Source organism: Streptomyces sp. NPDC030838 (assembly GCF_055572035.1).
Window position 1 is genome coordinate 248,387 of record NZ_JBVIED010000008.1, and the last position, 14,852, is coordinate 263,238.

Genomic DNA, 14,852 nt, shown 5'->3' on the forward strand with positions numbered 1-14,852 from the left:
CCGATGCCCACGGCTCGTGACGACCGTCTACTCCGCCGGCTGCACGCCCGCCCGCAGCAGCCCGTACGTGTACGCGTCCTCCAGGGCCTGCCACGACGCGGCGATCACGTTTTCCGCGACGCCGACCGTCGACCACTCGCCCGTCCCGTCCGAGGTGGAGATCAGGACCCGGGTCGTGGACTGGGTGCCGTGCTTGCCCTCCAGGATGCGGACCTTGTAGTCGACCAGCTCGAGCTTGGCGAGCTGCGGGTAGATCTTCTCCAGAGCGACGCGCAGGGCCCGGTCGAGGGCGTTGACCGGGCCGTTGCCCTCCGCCGTGGCGACGATCCGCTCGCCCTTGGCCCACAGCTTGACGGTGGCCTCGTTGGCGTGGGTGCCGTCGGGGCGGTCCTCGACGATGGCCCGCCAGGACTCGACCTCGAAGTAGCGCAGGGGCTTGCCCTGGACCTCCGTGCGGAGCAGGAGTTCGAACGAGGCGTCCGCAGCCTCGTACGTGTAGCCCTTGAGCTCCCGCTCCTTCACGCGCTCCACGACCCGGCCGACCAGCTCGCGGTCGCCGCCGAGGTCGATGCCCAGCTCCTTGCCCTTCAGCTCCACCGACGCCCGGCCCGCCATGTCGGAGACCAGCATCCGCATGGTGTTGCCGACCTGCTCGGGGTCGATGTGCTGGTAGAGGTCCGGGTCGACCTTGATGGCGGAGGCGTGCAGGCCCGCCTTGTGCGCGAAGGCGGAGAGGCCGACGTACGGCTGGTGGGTGGAGGGGGTGAGGTTCACGACCTCCGCGATCGCGTGCGAGATCCTCGTCATCTCGCGCAGCTTGCCCTCCGGCAGCACCTTCTTGCCGTACTTCAGCTCCAGCGCGGCCACCACCGGGAAGAGGTTGGCGTTGCCGACCCGCTCGCCGTAGCCGTTGGCCGTGCACTGGACGTGGGTCGCGCCCGCGTCGACGGCGGCCAGCGTGTTCGCCACCGCGCAGCCCGTGTCGTCCTGGGCGTGGATGCCGAGCCGGGCACCGGTGTCCGCGAGGACCGTCCCCACCACCGCCTGGATCTGCGCCGGGAGCATGCCGCCGTTGGTGTCGCAGAGGATCACCACGTCGGCGCCGGCCTCCTTCGCCGTGCGGACGACCGACTTGGCGTACTCCGGGTTGGCGCGGTAGCCGTCGAAGAAGTGCTCGCAGTCGACGAAGACCCGGCGGCCCTGGTCCTTGAGGTAGGAGACGGTGTCGCGGACCATCTCCAGGTTCTCGTCGAGCGTGGTGCGCAGGGCCAGTTCGACATGGCGGTCGTGGGACTTGGCGACCAGGGTGATCACCGGGGCGCCCGAGTCGAGGAGCGCCTTGACCTGGGGGTCCTCGGCGGCGGTGGTGCCGGCCCGGCGGGTGGAGCCGAAGGCGACCAGCTGGGCGTGTTTGAAGGCGATCTCCTGCTGGGCGCGGGCGAAGAACTCGGTGTCGCGCGGGTTCGCGCCGGGCCAGCCGCCCTCGATGAAGCCGACGCCGAAGTCGTCCAGGTGCCGTGCGATGGCCAGCTTGTCCGCGACCGTGAGGTTGATGCCCTCGCGCTGGGCGCCGTCGCGCAGGGTGGTGTCGAAGACGTGGAAGGAGTCGTCGAGCTCGCTGGTTTCCGTCATGGTGGTTGAAGGCTCCTGTGTTGGATCTCGGTCTACCGGAATGACCGGCTCCACCGTCCTTCTATGATCCCTCGCGCTCTCCTCCCGGCTGAGGGTGGGCCAGGAAAACGAAAAACCTCTCGCGGGTGCGAGAGGTCTGCGCGCGGGTCGAGGACGACGGTGTCCGCCCGTACCGGGTCGTACGAGGCGGTCACTGCGGACCGGCGCGCCTGCTGCCAATAATCATGGCGAACGAGAGCACGGGGGCAGTCTGGCACAAGCGCGCCCCCGTGCTCACGGTTGTCTCAGTATGCGAGCCCCGGATCACTCACCGCACACGGTGGACGAAGCCGTCGCCCTCCCCGTTGGTGTCGCCCGGCACCAGCTGCGACGAGGACGAGTACAGGCCGAGCAGGCGGCCGTCGCGGGCGAAGCCGGAGGGCGCGGTGTAGCCCTCGGTGAGCGGGCCGCCGGTGACGGACTCGGTGACGAGCGTGGTGCGCCCGGTGCGCAGATCCCGTACGTACACGTTGTCAGCGGTCTCGCCGCTCGGCAGGGTCGTCTCCCGCTGGAAGGCCAGCTTGCGGCCGTCGGCGCTGAGCACGCCCGCGCCGAGTCCGCCCGCGCCCTCGTGGGTGATCCATCGGGTGCCGCCCGTCCGGGTGTCGTGCAGGTACAGCTCCCAGGTGTACGCCGGGGCCTCCGGGACCACGCTGTCGTCGAACGACGAGTACGCGACGAGGCTGCCGTCCGCGGAGAGAGACAGACCCGCCGGCCCGCCGTTGGTGGGGTCGCCCTCCGGGGTGAGGTTCAGCTGCTTCTGCTCGCCGGTGCGCAGATCGGCCAGCCACAGCTCGCCGCGCCCGCCGCGCGGGTGGCGCTGGATGTAGGCGAGCTTGCCGCCGTCGGCACTGAGCCGGAGGTTCTGGACGTACCAGTCCGCCGGGAGGCGGTCGCTGATCCTGCGCGTCTCGCCGGTGCGGCGGTCGACGACGTAGGCGCGTGTCTGGTGGGGCGCGTCGCCGCCCTCGATCCGGGACGCCGAGGCGGTGAAGGCCAGATGGCGGCCGTCACCGGACATGTCCAGGCTGTCGAATACGCCTCCGGATCCGCCGTCGGCGGCGATGCTGACCCGCTCCGTCTTCCCGGTGCGGCGGTCGTGGACGTACGCGTCGCTGTAGGAGGGCTGCGGCTTGGACCACGGGACGAGGTTCGTCGCCCGGGACGTGAAGGCGATGTACCGGCCGTCGCCGCTGACCCTGACGTAGTGGCTCGCCGCGTCGGCCTGGGTGCCGTCCGACGCCACGCTGACCCGCTCGACGGTGCCCCGGCGCAGGTCGCGGACGAACACATCGGGCTGCCCGTTGGTGTCGTCCGGCACCACATCCGAGGCGTACGAGGAGAAGGCGGCGTAGCGCCCGCTGTCACTGAGCCGCGGTCCGTCCGACGCCCCGTTCAGCTGCTCCCCCGTCGCCGACACGGTGACCCGCTCGGTCCGCGGCTCCGGTGCCGCTCCCGCCGAGGCCGCCGACACCACGGCCATCGCCCCCGCGAGCACCGCGACGGACATCCCCCGCATGGTTCTGTGCACACTTCCCCCTGGTCTGACGCATCTCCCCCGGCCCCGCGCCGAGGGCTCCGAGAAGCCAAACGCACCACGCGGGCCGGGTCAATCGCCCGTATTGCGTACAACCCGGGCAGGGACTCAGACGTCCGCGAGGAGGGTCTGGTCCAGGAACTCCCGTACGTGGCCGAGAATCTGCGCCCGGTCGGTGCCGCGCAGACCGATGGCGACGTGGATGGAGAAGCCGTCCAGCAGCGCCCGCAGCCGAGCGGCGAAGCGGTCGGGGTCGACGGGGCGGAACTCGCCGCGTGAGACGCCCTCGGCGAGCAGGGCGACCAGGTCGCGGTGCCAGGCGCCCTCGATGGCGGCCTGCCGCTCGCGGGCGTCGTCGTCGGCGTTCTGCGAGCGGTTCCAGACCTCCAGCCACAGCGTCCAGTGCGGGTCGCGGTGGCCGTCGGGGACGTACAGGTCGACGTACGCGTCGAGGCGTTCCCGGGCCGGTGCGGCGCGGGCGAGCAGTCGGCCACGCTCGGCACCCAGCCGCCCCTCGCTCCACTCCAGGGTCTGCAGCAGCAGCTCGTCCTTGGAGTGGAAGTAGTAGAGGAGATGGCCACTGCTCATGCCGACCTCGCGGCCGAGCGCCGCCATGGTCAGCTTCTCCAGACCGCGCTCGGCGATCATCTCCATGGCGGCGGCGAGCAGTTCCTCGCGGGGCGGTGCCGGGGTGCGGCGGCGGCTGCTCACGGGGCGGCCTCCAACCGGACGGCATCGGGCAGGAAGTGCGTCTCGTACGGGCCGTAGCACTCGCTGAACTGGGTGGCCACGGGGGTGCCGCAGCCGCCGCACACCTTGTTGGGACCCTCACGCCCGGGACTGCCGCAGCACCCGACCTCGCCGGAGTCGGGGTTGCGGACGAGGAAGTCCCGGGTGTCCTCGGGGTGGACCACCAGGGTGTCGCGCGGCCCGGCGGACATGAGGAACCCCTGGCCTTCGGGGTCGGACACGCATACGCCGGGGACCGCGGCCCCGACCCACTCGGGGTCGGGGTGCGGCACGAACGGCGCCCCGCTCGGCTCCGGGTCCACCGCGTAACAGCCACGCGGAACGGTCGACGGGGCGTGCCGCGTCCCGTCGGGGAGCGGCACGCCGTCGTACGCGGGGCGCTCGGGCAGCTCGGGCAGCAGCCGCACCGGCTCGGTGAGGGGGCGGCCGCATGCCGCGCAGACCAGGACGTTCACCCGTATGTTCTACCCGACGCGCGCCGTCACCGGACCTTCGGCTGCTGCTGGGTGATGCAGTGGATGCCACCGCCGCCCGCGAAGATCTGCCGGGCGTCCACCAGCGTGACGGTCCGCTCGGGGAACAGGCGGCGGAAGATGCCCGCCGCGATCTCGTCGTTCGGGTCGTCGAATGCGCACAGCACGACGCCGCCGTTGCACAGGTAGTGGTTGATGTACGAGTAGTCGACCCAGTCGCCCTCCTCGTCCTTCAGGACGGTGGGCGCGGGGATCTCGACGACCTCCAGGCGGCGGCCCTTCGCGTCGGTCTGGTTGCGCAGGATCTCCAGGTACATCTGGGAGCGGACGTGGTCCGGGTGGGCCGGGTTGCGCTGGCTGTGCACGACCACGGTGCCCGGCCGCGCGAAGGCCGCGACGATGTCGACGTGGCCCTGGGTGCCGTACATGCCGTAGTCGCCGGCCAGGCCGTGCGGCAGCCAGATCGCCTTGGTGGTGCCGAGTTTGGCGTGGATCTCCGCCTCGACCTGCTCGCGGGTCCAGTCGGGGTTGCGGCCGGCGCCCAGCTGGACGGTGTCGGTCAGCAGGACCGTGCCCTCGCCGTCGACGTGGATCGCGCCGCCCTCGTTGACGAGCGCGCTGCTCAGGATCGGCACCCCGGCCAGGTCCGCGACATGGCGGGCGATCTTCGAGTCGTGCTCCCAGCGGGCCCAGTCCTGGCCGCCCCAGCCGTTGAACACCCAGTCCACGGCGGCCAGCCGGCCCTCCGCGTCCGTCACGAAGGTCGGGCCGATGTCACGCATCCACGCGTCGTCGAGCTCACGCTCCACGAGGTCGATGTCCGGGCCGAGCAGCTCGCGCGCGGAGTCGCCCTGGCCGGGGCCGTGCACCATCGTCACCGGCTCGAAGCGGCGCACGGCGCGGGCCACGGAGGCCCAGGCGGCGCGGGCCTCGGCCAGCTCCTCGTCGGTGGTGAAGGTCGGGTTGGGGCCCGGCCAGGCCATCCAGGTGCGCTCGTGCGGGGCCCACTCGGGGGGCATGCGGAAGGTCATGAAGATGTCCCGGAGTCAGAGGAATCAGAGGAAGTAGAGGCGGTTGAGGGAGACCGAGTCGGCGGGGTCGGAGCGCAGGGGCTCTCCGTCCAGCGTCACGAGGCCCGTGCGCTGGTCGACGTCGACCGATCCGGTACGGGAGTTGAGGCGCAGATCCGCCGGCCCGATACCGCGCGTGCCGCGTACGGCGACCCGGCGGCGGCGGGTGGGCATGGTGTCGCGGCCCTGGTCGAGGGCGGCTTGGGCGACGAAGGCGACGGAGATGTCGGCGGGCGTGGCGCCGTACGCCCCGAACTGCGGTCCGAGCACGAGCGGTTCGCAGGTGTCGGTGGCCGCGTTGGGGTCGCCGACCACGCCGTACGCCGGGAAACCGGCCTTGAGCACGAGCTGTGGCTTGGCGCCGAAGTACTCCGGCCGCCACAGCACGATGTCGGCGAGCTTGCCGACCTCGATCGAGCCGACCTCGTGGGCGAGGCCGTGCGCGATGGCCGGGTTGATGGTCAGCTTGGCCATGTAGCGCAGGACGCGCTCGTTGTCGTGGTCGGTGTCCGGGGCGCCGAGTTCGGCCTTCATCTTCCCGGCCATGGCGAAGGTACGGCGGACCGTCTCGCCCGCGCGGCCCATGCCCTGCGCGTCGGACGAGGTGATGCCGATCGCGCCCAGGTCGTGCAGCACGTCCTCGGCGCCCATGGTGCCGGCGCGGATGCGGTCGCGGGCCATGGCGGCGTCGCCGGGAAGGTCGGGCTTGAGGTCGTGGACGGAGACGATCATGCCGTAGTGCTCGGCGACCGCGTCCCGGCCGAAGGGCAGGGTGGGGTTGGTGGAGGAGCCGATGACGTTCGGCACGCCCGCCATCTTCAGCACGTTGGGGACGTGTCCGCCGCCGCAGCCCTCGATGTGGAAGGCGTGGATGGTACGGCCCTCCAGCACCCGGAGCGTGTCCTCGACCGACAGACACTCGTTCAGGCCGTCGCTGTGCAGGGCGACCTGCACGTCGTGCTCCTCGGCGACCCGCAGCGCGGTGTCCAGGGCGCGGGTGTGGGCGCCCATGTCCTCGTGCACCTTGAAGCCGGACGCGCCGCCCTCGGCCAGCGCCTCGATCAGCGGGGCGTCGTGGGAGGACGAACCCCGGCCGAGGAAGCCGATGTTGACGGGCCAGGCGTCGAAGGCGTTGAACGCGTGCTTCAGCGCCCAGGGCGAGTTGACGCCGACGCCCCACACGGGCCCGAACTCCTGGCCGATGATGGTGGTGACCCCAGAGGCCAGCGAGGCCTCCATGATGCGCGGCGACAGCAGGTGGACGTGGGTGTCGACGGCTCCGGCGGTGGCGATCAGGCCCTCGCCGGAGACGATCGAGGTGCCGGTGCCGACGACGACGTCGACCCCGTCGAGGGTGTCGGGGTTCCCGGCCCGTCCGATGGAGCAGATCCGCCCCTCCCGGATGCCGATCGACACCTTGCGGATGCCCTGCACCGCGTCGATGACGACGACGTTGCTGATGACGACGTCACAGGTCTCGCGGACGGCGGCGGCCTTCAGGTGCAGTCCGTCGCGGGCGGTCTTGCCGAATCCGGCCAGGAACTCGTCGCCGTACCGCTGGGCGTCGGACTCGACCTTGATGGTCAGTCCGGAGTCGCCCAGCCGGACGCGGTCGCCGGCGCGGGGGCCGTGGGTGGCGGCGTACTCGTACGGGGTGAGGCGGCGGGCTTCGGCGGGGTGCCCTCCGGGGCGGCTCATCGCTCGACCTCCTGATCAGTGGTGTCCGATACGCCATCCGTTGTGTCCGATACGCCATCGGTTGCGTCTGATACGCCGAGGTAGCCGCAGGCGGCGGCGCGGCGCAGCGCCTCCTCGCGGGCGCCGGGCGCGTCCAGCGGTCCGTCGACGAGCCCGGCGAAGCCGATCGCGATCCGGTCGCCTCCGATCGGCACGAGCCCCACCTCGGCACGCTCGCCGGGTCCGAAGCGCACGGAGGATCCGGCGGGGACGGCGAGCCGCATGCCGTAGGCCGCCGCGCGGTCGAAGTCGAGCCGCGGGTTGGCCTCGAAGAAGTGGAAGTGCGAGGTCACCGAGACGGGAACGCCCGCGGTGTTGGTGACGGTCAGCCGGACGACCGGATCGGGGTCGGCGTGCTCGGGCCCCGGCAGCAGCGCGCCCGGGCCCTGCTCGCCCAGGCCGCCGCCGAGGGGGTCGGAGACCACCGCGAGCCGGGAGCCGTCGTCGAAGACGGCCTCGACCATGACCTCGGTGACCACGTCGGCGACGCCGGGCAGCACGTCGTCCGGACCGAGCACGGTCCGGGCCGCCTCGATGGCCTCGGCGAGCCGTTTTCCGTCGCGGGCGGCCTCGCAGACGGTGTCCGCGATGAGCGCGGTGGCCTCCGGCACGTTGAGCTTCAGGCCGCGGGCCCGGCGGGCGCGGGCCAGCTCGGCGGCTCCGAAGAGCAGCAGCCGGTCACGTTCCGTGGGGGTCAGTCTCATGACGCGGGCACCTCCTTGCCTTCCCCGGGTTAGAGCATCACTCTAAACATAAGATTCTTCCAATCGAAGCATTGACTGGCCAGCTTGAGCCACGTCACATTGAGCGCCGTTCAAACTGTCAGGCGGCGTCGAAGGAGACCAGCCATGCCGATGGAACAGCGCGGAGTGGACACCATCCCCGAGGAGGAACGCACCAGCACGCCCCGTGACCTGGTGTCGATCCTGCTCGGCTCGAATCTCTGCCTCGGAGTGATCGTCTTCGGCTGGCTACCGCCGTCCTTCGGACTGGGCTGGTGGGCGTCGGTCAGCTCGATCGTGGTGGGCACCCTGGCCGGCATCGCCTTCACCGCCCCGCTGGCGCTGATCTCGCTGCGCACCGCCACCAACCTCTCGACCTCGTCCGGCGCCCAGTTCGGGGTGCGCGGACGGCTCGTCGGCTCGGTCGTCGGCCTGCTGCTGGCCCTCGGCTACACCGCGCTGACGGTGTGGATCGGCGGCGACGTGACGGTCAGCGTGCTGGGCCGCCTGTTCGGCCTGCCCGCGAGCGAGCCGGCGTACGTCCTGGTCTACGGGCTGCTGGCCGCGGCGACCGTCGCGGGCGCGGTCTACGGCTACCGGGTGCTGCTGGCGATGTCCCGGCTCCTCGCGATCGGCATGACGGCCCTGCTCGTCCTCGGCGTCTTCGCCTACGCGCCGGACTTCACCACGGCGGCGCTCCCGGAGGCCGGCGGCTACCTGCTCGGCGGGTTCTGGCCGACGTGGCTCCTGGCGGCGGTGGCCGCGGGCCTGTCCGGTCCGGTCGCCTTCATCACCCTGCTCGGCGACTACACCCGCTACATCTCCCCGGCCCGCCACACCTCCCGCAAGGTGCTGCACGCGACCTGGCTCGGCCTGCTGCTCGGCCTCCTGGTGCCGCAGCTCTTCGGCACCTTCACCTCGTACGCCGCCCGCGCCGCCCTCGACTACGCGGGCCCGCTCGCCGAGGCCGCCCCCACCTGGTACCTGCTGCCGCTGCTGCTCGCCGCCTCGGCCGGGTCGGTGGGCAACGCGGGCCTGATGCTCTACTCGATGGGCCTCGACCTGGACGCCATCCTGCCCCGGCTGTCGCGCGCCCGGGCCACCTGCGCGGTCGCCGTCATCGCCACGGCGTGCGTGTTCGCCGGGCACTTCGCCATGGAGGCGCAGACGGCGATGACGTCGTTCGTGCTGCTGCTGACGGCCATCGGTACGCCGTGGGCGGTCATCACCCTCATCGGCTTCGTCCGCTGCGGCGGGGTCTACGACGCGGACGCGCTCCAGGTGTACAACCGCCGGGCGCGGGGCGGAGCGTACTGGTTCACGGCGGGCTGGAACATCCCGGCCACGGTCTCCTGGGCACTGGGCGCGGTCGTCGGCGTGCTGGCGGTGGCGCTGCCGTCGTACGAGGGTCCGCTGCTGGCGCTGACCGGCGGCATCGACTTCAGCTTCCTGCTGTCGGGCGCGGTGGGCGGACTGGCGTACCTGCTGCTGACCGGCCGTGCGAAGCGAACGGCCGCCGCGGAACCGGAGTCCGAGGCGGCCGTCAAGACGGCGGCTGACGCCTAACCCAGCTTGTGCATCCAGCCGTGGGCGTCCTGAGCGGTGCCCCGCTGGATGTCGAGGAGGGCCTGGCGCAGCTTGAGGGTGACCTCGCCGGGCTCGCCCCCACTCTGCTTCCACTCGGCGCCATCGCGCTTGACCGTGCCCACCGGCGTGATGACGGCAGCCGTGCCGCAGGCGAAGACCTCGGTGAGGCTGCCGTTCTCGGAGTCGCGCTGCCACTGGTCGACGGAGATCCGGCCCTCCTCGGCCTCGAAGCCGAGGTCGCGGGCGACGGTGAGCAGGGAGTCGCGGGTGACACCCTCGAGGATCGAGCCGGTGAGGGTCGGGGTGACGATCTTGTTGCCGTACACGAAGTACAGGTTCATACCGCCGAGTTCCTCGACCCACTGGTGCTCGACGGCGTCGAGGTAGCAGACCTGGTCGCAGCCCTTGGCGGCGGCCTCCGCCTGCGCGAGCAGCGACGCCGCGTAGTTGCCGCCGGTCTTGGCGTCGCCCATGCCGCCGGGGACGGCGCGGACGCGGTCCTCGGAGACCCAGATGGAGACGGGCTTGACGCCGCCGGGGAAGTACGCGCCGGCCGGGGAGGCGATGACGAGGAACAGGTACTCGTTGGCGGGCTTCACGCCGAGTCCGACCTCGGTGGCGATCATGAACGGGCGCAGGTAGAGGGACTCCTCGCCGCCGTGCGCCGGCACCCACGCCTTGTCCTGCTGGACCAGGGCGTCACAGGCCTCGATGAAGGTCTCGACCGGCAGCTCCGGCATGGCCAGCCGCCGCGCGGAGCGCTGGAAGCGCAGCGCGTTCTGGTCCGGGCGGAAGGTGGCGACGGAGCCGTCGGGCTGGCGGTAGGCCTTGAGGCCCTCGAAGATCTCCTGCGCGTAGTGCAGGACCGTGGTGGCCGGGTCGAGAGGGATCGGCGCGTACGGCACGAGCTGGCCGTCGTGCCAGCCGCGGCCTTCCGTCCACTTGATCGTCACCATGTGGTCGGTGAAGTGGCGGCCGAACCCGGGGTTCGCGAGGATCGCCTCGCGCTCCGCGTCGGAGAGCGGGTTGGCCGAGGGCTTCAGCTCGATCGTGGGCGTCGTCATGAGTGGTTGTCCTTCACCGGTTGTAGTGACGGGCCGCTTATCCGCCCGCACCGGCCAGTTCAGGCCAGTGTTAGGACGTCCGAGCTTTCCCTCATTCCGCGGCTCCGCGTTCGATTATCGCGCGCGGCGCCGAGCGGAAGAAACGGGGTGGCGGCGGCCCAGGGGTCGATGGTGGCACCCGGCGGGGACAGGGGGAAGCCGCCGGGCGCCCTGAGGGGGACCCGACGGCTTCTGTCAGAAGTGACGCGCCGAGCCTCAGCCGGCTACGCGTACGGCAAGCGCGTCGCCGATCTCCGAGGTGGAGCGGGCGGGCTTGCCGGCGCGCTCGGTGAGGTCGGCGGCGACCGCCGCGTCGATGCGGTCGGCCTCGGCCTCATAGCCGAGGTGGCGCAGCAGCAGCGCGACGGACAGGACCGTGGCGGTGGGGTCGGCCTTGCCCTGGCCGGCGATGTCCGGGGCCGAGCCGTGCACGGGCTCGAACATGGACGGGAACTCGCCGCTCGGGTTGATGTTGCCGGAGGCGGCGACGCCGATGCCGCCGGAGACGGCCGCGGCGAGGTCGGTGATGATGTCGCCGAAGAGGTTGTCGGTGACGATCACGTCGAACCGCTCGGGCTGGGTGACCAGGAAGATGGTCGCCGCGTCGACGTGGATGTACTCGGTGGTGACCTCGGGGTACTCCTCGGCCACCTTGTTGAAGATGTTGGTCCACAGGTGACCGGCGAAGGTCAGCACGTTGTTCTTGTGGACCAGGGTGAGCTTCTTGCGCGGGCGGGCCTGGGCGCGGGCGAAGGCGTCCCGGACGACGCGCTCGACACCGTAGGCCGTGTTGACGGAGACCTCGGTGGCGACCTCGTGCGGGGTGCCCTTGCGGATGGTGCCGCCGTTGCCGGTGTACGGACCCTCGGTGCCCTCGCGGACGACGACGAAGTCGATCTCCGGCTGGCCGGCGAGCGGGGTGGCGACACCCGGCAGCAGCTTGGACGGCCGCAGGTTGACGTGGTGGTCGAAGGCGAAGCGGAGCTTGAGCAGGAAGCCGCGCTCCAGGACGCCGGACGGGACCGACGGGTCGCCGATGGCGCCGAGCAGGATGGCGTCGTGCTTCTTCAGGTCGTCGAGGTCGGCGTCGGTGAGGGTCTCACCGGTCGCGTGGTAGCGCTGGGCGCCGAAGTCGTACTCCTTGGTCTCCAGCTTCACATCCTGCGGAAGGACGGCGGAGAGGACCTTCAGGCCTTCGGCCACGACCTCCTGGCCGATGCCGTCACCGGGGATCACTGCGAGATTGATGCTGCGAGACATGCGGGCACCCTACTCCTCGTCCCATGGGATGACACGCACTGTCCGCGATACGGACACGTCGTCCCGCGTTCACCCGTATGTCGCGCGGGTGTTGGCCCGCGCTGGGAAGTTCACGGGCATGGTCACCGGCATGGAGATCCCCGACTTCGGCATACCGGCGCGACTCGCCGACCGGATGAGCATGGCCGAACAGCACGAGTATCTGCGCACCAGGCTCACCCGGCGCCGCACGCTGGTGACGGCCGGGGCGGTGGCGGGCGGACTGCTCACGGGCTGCTCGGGAGGGGACAGACCGGCGACCGACGCCGATTCCCGCGCCCCCGGCTCCGCCGTCGTCCCCTTCGGCCGCCACCTCGCCTTCGGCGCCGACCCGCGCACCGCGATGCGGATCTCCTGGCAGGTGCCGGCCGCGGTGCGACGGCCGTATGTGCGGATCGGCACCCGCCCCGACGACCTGGGCGGCCGGATCGACGCCGAGGTGCGGGCGCTGCGCACACCCGAGGTGCGAGGGGTGCGCGCGGCGGTCGAGCAGTACTACGTGCACGCGGGGCTGGACGGCCTGCTGCCCGGTACGACGTACCACTACGGCGTCGGCCACGAGGGATACGACCCGGCCGCACCCGAGCACCGCGCCTCCCTCGGCACGTTCCGCACCGCGCCCACGAAGACCGACAGGTTCGTCTTCACGGCCTTCGGCGATCAGGGCGTCGGCGAGGCCGCAGCCGCCAACAACGCGCTGCTGCTGGCTCAGAAGCCCGCCTTCCACCTGCACGCGGGCGACATCTGCTACGCGAACCCGACCGGCAAGGGCCGGGCGTCCGACGCCTACGACGCCACCCACTGGGACCTGTACCTGAAGCAGACCGAGCCGGTGGCGCGGTCGGTGCCGTGGATGGTGACGACCGGCAACCACGACATGGAGGCCTGGTACTCGCCCGACGGCTACGGCGGCCAGTGGACCCGCTGGTCCCTGCCGGACAGCGGCTTCGACCCGCGCCGGGCGCCGGGCGTGTACGCGTTCACCTACGGCAACGTCGGCGTGGTCGCGCTGGACGCCAACGACGTGTCGTACGAGATCCCCGCGAACCTCGGGTACAGCGAGGGCCGCCAGACGGCCTGGCTGGACAAGAAGCTGCGCGAACTGCGCGCGGACAGGGGCGTCGACTTCGTCGTCGTCTTCTTCCACCACTGCGCCTACTCCACCTCCTCGCACGCCTCCGACGGCGGGGTGCGCGCGGAGTGGGTGCCGCTGTTCGCCGAGCACCAGGTGGACCTGGTGATCAACGGGCACAACCACGTCTACGAGCGCACCGACGCCATCCGCGGCGGCGAGGTGGGCCGGCCGGTGCCGATCGGCGGCTCCACCGATCCGACGCGCGACGGGATCGTCTACGTCACCGCGGGCGGCGGCGGGAAGGAGCTGTACGGCTTTCCGGCGGGGGTGGCGGAGAGCTACGAGGGGCGGGTCGCCGACCGGGAGGCCGTGCCGACCTTCCGGTGGACGAGGTCGCGGCAGGCGAAGCCGGAGACCGTGGAGTGGTCGCGGGTGCGCTACCGGGGCTTCTCGTTCCTCTCCGTGGAGGCGGAGAGCGGGGCGGCCCCGCGGCTCACGGTGTCGGCGCTCGCCGGGAACGGGGAGCGGATCGACCACTTCGAGGTGCGCAGGGGCAGCTGAGCCCGCCGCTCAGTGGCCGGTCGCGCCGCCGTTGTCCCGGCGGTCGAGGGCGCGCTGGAGAGCGGCGGCGGCGTTCTTGCGCTCGGACTCGCTGATGCGGGAGACGTGGCGGACTCGGCGGCGGACGGTCGTCTCGGCCATGGGAATCGACTCCTTCGACAGACGGGAGTGCGGAAAGGGATCCACGAGACGCCGGATGGGCGCGGAGCTGCGGTGCCGCAGGGGTTGCCTGCACGGGCCCGGCTCACGAGCGCCAGTCGCTTGGTCGAGCGAGACGTTCGGCTCCTACAAAAGTAGGCGAGGACGGAGCGTCTGTCTCCACAATTACTCGGACTTCCTACTATCTGAGACGGGCGAGGTCAGAGCACGTCCCCGTCCCGCCAGTCGAAGACGAGTTCGCCCCGCGGATCGGCGGGCGCGGGCCAGACGTACGTGGAGCCCTCCTCGTCGGGCAGCCGGACGATGCCCTCCGGGCCGAGCGCGCAGATCCGCCCGTCCCACGCCCGCCAGCCCCGGGCGGTGTAGAGCCGGGCGCCGTCGTCGCTCGCGGAGAGGGCGCCGAGGTCGTAGGCGCGGGTGACGATCCCTTCCAGAGCGGCCATGACCCGGCCGCCGAGCCCCTGCCGCCGTACGTCCGCACGTACGGCGACCCCCTCGACGTATCCGACGCGCAGCCACCGCCCGCCGAGCCGCACCCGCCGCATCACGACGGCGCCGTGCGCGGCGAGCCCCCGCTCGTCGTGGACCAGGGCGTGCATGCCGCCGAGGGTGTGGTCCCAGTCCTCGTCGCCGAAGTCGCCGTCGAAGGCGTCGTGCAACAGGGCGCGGATGGCGAGGAGTTCGTCCGGGGCCAGTTCGGAGGTGTGTGCGATGCGTAGGGTCACGCAGGCAGTATCGGCGCCGCGGTGGACCGGGGGGCGGTTATCGGCCGTGCGACTGATCCTCCGCGCGCCGCCGGCCCCGCGGCCGTCGTGAGGGGAACGGTGACGTCATGAACGACACGGAGAAAGTGCTGCTCGAGGGCGGCCCCGACGACCTTCCCGAGCGGATCGTCCCCGTCCCCACCCCCGGCCCGGACGTGAAGGTCGAGCTGCGCAACGGGTACGAACACTTCCGGCCGACCGACCGCCACGCGGATACGCCGGAGGGCCGGCTGCGGGTGTACGAGTGGTGGGAGCGGACGGAGATGGCGGGCTAGCGCCCGCGTCCGGCCCCGTACGACGCCGCCCCCGGTCCGGAGGGGGGATCCGGAGCGGGGGCGGGGGTC

14 protein-coding genes are annotated in these 14,852 nt (G+C 71.7%); 3 read left to right on the plus strand and 11 right to left on the minus strand.

All coding sequences use genetic code 11. The features are described 5' to 3' along the window. Positions 1-27: 27 nt before the first annotated feature. The 7 genes from cimA to ureA all read right to left on the minus strand — a co-directional run bounded on the left by cimA (position 28) and on the right by ureA (position 7,942). Entirely contained in the window at positions 28-1,632 is a 1,605-nt protein-coding gene (gene cimA, locus ACZ42A_RS22200; protein WP_468528968.1) for a citramalate synthase, read from the minus strand. Between the two features lie 307 nt (positions 1,633-1,939). Further along, complete coding sequence (locus ACZ42A_RS22205) at positions 1,940-3,181, minus strand: TolB family protein (protein WP_468528969.1); 1,242 nt, start codon at positions 3,179-3,181, stop codon at positions 1,940-1,942. A gap of 135 nt (positions 3,182-3,316) precedes the next feature. Then, a complete protein-coding gene (locus ACZ42A_RS22210) occupies positions 3,317-3,919 on the minus strand; it encodes a TetR/AcrR family transcriptional regulator (RefSeq protein WP_468528970.1) in 603 nt (200 codons plus the stop codon). Beyond that, complete coding sequence (locus ACZ42A_RS22215) at positions 3,916-4,413, minus strand: hypothetical protein (protein WP_468528971.1); 498 nt, start codon at positions 4,411-4,413, stop codon at positions 3,916-3,918. The genes ACZ42A_RS22210 and ACZ42A_RS22215 overlap by 4 nt, the downstream gene beginning before the upstream one ends. Positions 4,414-4,439: 26 nt before the next feature. After that, the gene (locus tag ACZ42A_RS22220) at positions 4,440-5,462 is read right to left on the minus strand and encodes an agmatine deiminase family protein (protein WP_468528972.1); all 1,023 of its coding nucleotides are present in this window, start codon (positions 5,460-5,462) and stop codon (positions 4,440-4,442) included. Positions 5,463-5,486: 24 nt separating this feature from the next. Next, on the minus strand, positions 5,487-7,199 hold the full coding sequence (locus ACZ42A_RS22225) for an urease subunit alpha (protein ID WP_468528973.1): 1,713 nt from the start codon (positions 7,197-7,199) through the stop codon (positions 5,487-5,489). Further along, the gene (gene ureA / locus ACZ42A_RS22230) at positions 7,196-7,942 is read right to left on the minus strand and encodes an urease subunit gamma (RefSeq protein ID WP_468528974.1); all 747 of its coding nucleotides are present in this window, start codon (positions 7,940-7,942) and stop codon (positions 7,196-7,198) included. The genes ACZ42A_RS22225 and ureA overlap by 4 nt, the downstream gene beginning before the upstream one ends. A 144-nt stretch (positions 7,943-8,086) precedes the next feature. On the opposite strand from ureA, the gene ACZ42A_RS22235 reads away from it, so the two are divergent. Continuing rightward, positions 8,087-9,526, plus strand: coding sequence for a cytosine permease (locus ACZ42A_RS22235; RefSeq protein WP_468528975.1), 1,440 nt, complete (start codon positions 8,087-8,089; stop codon positions 9,524-9,526). Here ACZ42A_RS22235 and ACZ42A_RS22240 read toward each other — a convergent pair. Both ACZ42A_RS22240 and ACZ42A_RS22245 read right to left on the minus strand, forming a co-directional pair. Continuing rightward, positions 9,523-10,611: a branched-chain amino acid aminotransferase gene (locus tag ACZ42A_RS22240; protein WP_468528976.1), complete on the minus strand. Its 1,089-nt coding sequence runs from the start codon at positions 10,609-10,611 to the stop codon at positions 9,523-9,525. The genes ACZ42A_RS22235 and ACZ42A_RS22240 overlap by 4 nt on opposite strands. Positions 10,612-10,866: 255 nt before the next feature. Then, positions 10,867-11,910, minus strand: a complete 1,044-nt coding sequence (locus ACZ42A_RS22245; protein WP_468528977.1) for a 3-isopropylmalate dehydrogenase — start codon at positions 11,908-11,910, stop codon at positions 10,867-10,869. A 130-nt stretch (positions 11,911-12,040) separates the two neighbouring features. Here ACZ42A_RS22245 and ACZ42A_RS22250 point away from each other — a divergent pair, with 130 nt between their 5' ends. Further along, positions 12,041-13,585 (plus strand): purple acid phosphatase family protein, encoded by a 1,545-nt coding sequence (locus ACZ42A_RS22250; RefSeq protein ID WP_468528978.1) that lies wholly within the window; start codon positions 12,041-12,043, stop codon positions 13,583-13,585. 9 nt (positions 13,586-13,594) lie between these two features. Here ACZ42A_RS22250 and ACZ42A_RS22255 read toward each other — a convergent pair whose 3' ends face one another. Both ACZ42A_RS22255 and ACZ42A_RS22260 read right to left on the minus strand, forming a co-directional pair. Next, positions 13,595-13,726, minus strand: coding sequence for a hypothetical protein (locus ACZ42A_RS22255; RefSeq protein WP_468528979.1), 132 nt, complete (start codon positions 13,724-13,726; stop codon positions 13,595-13,597). A 218-nt stretch (positions 13,727-13,944) separates the two neighbouring features. Beyond that, entirely contained in the window at positions 13,945-14,469 is a 525-nt protein-coding gene (locus tag ACZ42A_RS22260) for a GNAT family N-acetyltransferase (protein WP_468528980.1), read from the minus strand. Positions 14,470-14,576: 107 nt separating this feature from the next. Between ACZ42A_RS22260 and ACZ42A_RS22265 the strand changes: the two genes are divergently transcribed. Next, positions 14,577-14,783: a DUF5988 family protein gene (locus ACZ42A_RS22265; protein ID WP_468528981.1), complete on the plus strand. Its 207-nt coding sequence runs from the start codon at positions 14,577-14,579 to the stop codon at positions 14,781-14,783. Positions 14,784-14,852 lie beyond the last annotated feature (69 nt).